The organism is Geoglobus sp. (assembly GCF_054018175.1).
The window spans coordinates 1-3102 of the sequence record NZ_JBPLZQ010000019.1; the positions used below are offsets into that span (position 1 = coordinate 1).

Sequence of the window (3102 nt, forward strand, 5' to 3'; positions counted from 1 at the left end):
ACCTCCGAGAACCTCCAGAATCTTTTTAATTTCGAGTTCGAGCTCACTTAAAACCTCTCTGCCAAGTTCGGTGAGCCTGTAGCACTTTCTCGGCCTGCTTTCCACCACCCAGAAGCCCTCTATCAGGCCCAGCCTCTGAAGACTCTTCAGCAGGTCGTACATCGCACCCTCACTCGGAGCGAAGCCCATTTCCTCGAGCTTTTTTCTGATGAAGTACCCGTGCATCTCCTCCTTTTTCAGCATTGAGAGGATCAGGTACGAGTACACTCCCGACCTGAGCTCCCTCCTGAGCTTCTTCAGCGCTCTCCCCTTCCTGTCGAACATACCTCTTACTGAGAGGTATCGAAGCTCGATGTATAAAAGCATTGCGAAGCGTGACAATGGACGTTTCAGCGGCAACATTCCGTTCCAGAAGTCGTCAGTCCAGCGCGATCTTGCCTGCTGGGAAACATTTTAAAGCCCGAAAAAAGACTGTCTGCATGCGTTACGTGACTCTAACAGTGCTGCTCGTCATCTCAGCTGTCATCATCGCGGCCCTCCCTTCAGAAAGCAGGCTCGGTGAAACGTACAAGCTCGTCTACATTCACGTCCCCATTTCCTTAGTCACGATAACCACCACCCTCCTGCTTCCGCTCGTCCACCTCAGATTGCCGGGGTTCGTAAAGGGTGTTTCGCTCACAACCACAGCATATGCGGCAGTTCACCTCATTCTCTCCGCAGTCTTCATGTACGCAGCGTGGGGAGGAATAATCTTCTCAGAGCCCAAGTTCGTTTTCAGCGTCGTTCTGCTGTTCTTCACAGCGACCCACACAGCCCTGTGCCTGGTGGATTTGAGACTCGCCAGATACTACTCCCTCCTTGCAATTGTGATTGTTCCGTACTTCTACTTTCAGGCGGCCTCGGCGGGCTTTCAGCTCCACCCAAAGGGCGTTGAAATGCCAGCCTTTCTGTACCTTCCATACACTCTCACATTCCCGCTGGTCGCACTCACGTACATCACGCTGGCCGGAAAACTGCAGAAGCTCTGACCAGGACCGCTTTTTTTATATAAAAGATGATGACAGTATGCAGGTATGAGCAGGTGGGTTTACCCCATTCTGGGCATGATCATACTGACCATGCTCGGCGGAATATACACCTTCAGCCTCTTCTACAAACCCCTCCAGGAGTTCTACGGGATCTCAAATGTTGCGCCCCTCACGCTCGCGTTCTCCCTCATAACGCTCACCTACTCGATCTTCATAATCCCCGCCGGCCTTCTGTACGACAGGCTCGGTCCGAAGATCCCGCTCATCGCCGGTGCATTCACCATATTCTCGGGATACCTGCTCGCGAGCCAGATGAAGAACTTCGACTGGGACACGGCAAGGGTCCTGTACTACGTCGGCCTGGGCTTTCTGCCCGGGCTCGGAATAGCGCTGGTTGACGCCGTTCCAAGACCGCTCGCATCCAAGTGGTTCCCCGACAGGCCAGGAACTGCTATCGGGCTCGTTGCTGTTGGATTCGGGATCGGAGCTGCTGTTATGACGCCCGTAATAACCGGCATGCTTGAGAACTTTGGAGTGTTCAGGACCTTCGCCCTTGTGGGGCTGATGTACTTCGCCGTGATCGTTTTCTGCGCGCTGCCAATGAGGGATCCTGAGTCGAGAAAAGGAGAGTCCGCTCACGACCTCGATCTCGGCATGGTTCTGAGGAAAGGAAGGTTCTACAGGCTGTGGTTTGCGTTCTTCCTCTCGTCATTTGCAGGGCTGATGGTGATAGGCAACGCGGCCCCAATTCTGCGTGAGGGGGCAAGGAACACTCCGGAGCTTGCTGGACTCGTTGCCGCGTTTCTGATCATCACCTCCTTCGCGAACGCTGGGGGAAGATTCGCTTGGGGCTTCGCTCTCGACAGGCTCGGAGTTTTCAGGGCACTCAGGTTCAACTTCCTGCTGTCCGCAGCTGCCTCGCTTCTCTTGGCCTTCACGTACTCCTCCTACGTCGTCTTTCCCCTCGCATCCGTGATATACGCGAACTACGGCGGAGTTCTTGCGATGTTTCCGGCCGCTGTTTCAATTTACTTCGGCAGGAAGTACGCTGGCAGGATATACGGGGCAATATTTACCGCGTGGGGTTTCTCGGGACTGCTCGCTCCGTACACGGGAGGGCTGATAAGGGATCTGACGGGGGAGTACGTCTACGCGTTTTACGTTGCATTCGCCGTGAGTTTGATTGCGGCTGCCATCACGAGCGGTGGAGAAAGGGGTCAGATTCTGCTCCACTGACCGTTTTTGTAGTGGTACATAACATTGCTCGGTTCTGTGTATGTTCTGTAAGTGTAAGGTGTATTTCCGACTCCTGCCCTCTTGCAGGCTATGCATGTCTCGGCATGAATGAAGAGTGGTGCGCTGAAAACCTTCACGTCGAAGTTATCCATATCACCCGTGTCGGAGTTAGGCCATTTCGGATCTCCATTTCCGCCAGTTTTGTCGAGCACTGTGAGGGTGTAGCTGTTTGTGTGGCAGCTGTAGCATGAAAGTCTTCTCGCAGCATGAGTTATGCCGTCAAGCTCGGGAGGGCGCGTGCCACCTGTTATCACAGGCTTGTGGCAGGAGGAGAGGCAGTAGTCTGTCACGTTAGTATAACTCTTGTTAATCTCAGTTATGTCGTGTATTCTACCTAAGTTATTTCCCCCCCAGTACCAAATGAGATGTGACGAGTTCGGTGTCAGATTATATGGGTTAGGTTCGGAATGGTTTATAGCATTCCAGATGTCTGCATGGCAGTCGAGGCAGCTGATGTCCCCCAGAGCCTTCCACGTGTGCTTGGCTCCGTCCCCACTCTTTACTATGGTGGTCGTGTTGCTCGGGCCGTAGGAAATGCTCGTTATATCCCAGGTCTGATCGTCAATTGTGAATTCAAAGTAAAGTGGACGCACAAAGTTGATTGTCAGACTGAAGTTCGTGTGACAGGCCAGGCAGGCTTCGTTTTCACCCACTGCCATTCCGCTCTGGTTTGCCCACTCAACGAAGCTCTTATGTGCAACGTAGTCTGGAATGGGAGTTGTGTTGAACGCTTTTGCGATGGGAGCAGTCCTTGTCTGTCCCAGGTAATTCACGTAAA

Annotated in this window: 4 protein-coding genes; 2 read left to right on the forward strand and 2 right to left on the reverse strand. The window is 53.2% G+C overall.

From position 1 onward, the window contains the following. Positions 1–324 (reverse strand): PadR family transcriptional regulator (locus tag ACXJJC_RS01450; RefSeq protein ID WP_456368844.1); only part of this gene is annotated, 324 nt, incomplete at its 3' end. 155 nt (positions 325–479) lie between these two features. Between ACXJJC_RS01450 and ACXJJC_RS01455 the strand changes: the two genes are divergently transcribed. Both ACXJJC_RS01455 and ACXJJC_RS01460 read left to right on the forward strand, forming a co-directional pair. Next, positions 480–1028 (forward strand): hypothetical protein, encoded by a 549-nt coding sequence (locus ACXJJC_RS01455; RefSeq protein WP_456368845.1) that lies wholly within the window; start codon positions 480–482, stop codon positions 1026–1028. A 45-nt stretch (positions 1029–1073) separates the two neighbouring features. After that, complete coding sequence (locus tag ACXJJC_RS01460) at positions 1074–2264, forward strand: MFS transporter (RefSeq protein WP_456368846.1); 1191 nt, start codon at positions 1074–1076, stop codon at positions 2262–2264. On the opposite strand, the gene ACXJJC_RS01465 is transcribed toward ACXJJC_RS01460, so the two are convergent. Next, the coding region (locus ACXJJC_RS01465; RefSeq protein WP_456368847.1) for a hypothetical protein at positions 2246–3102 on the reverse strand (857 nt) is incomplete at its 5' end. The genes ACXJJC_RS01460 and ACXJJC_RS01465 overlap by 19 nt on opposite strands.

Coding starts and splice junctions, on each gene's coding strand:
- ACXJJC_RS01455 (WP_456368845.1), top strand. CDS start 480: ATGCGTTACGTGACTCTAACAGTGCTGCTCGTCATCTCAGCTGTCATC.
- ACXJJC_RS01460 (WP_456368846.1), top strand. CDS start 1,074: ATGAGCAGGTGGGTTTACCCCATTCTGGGCATGATCATACTGACCATG.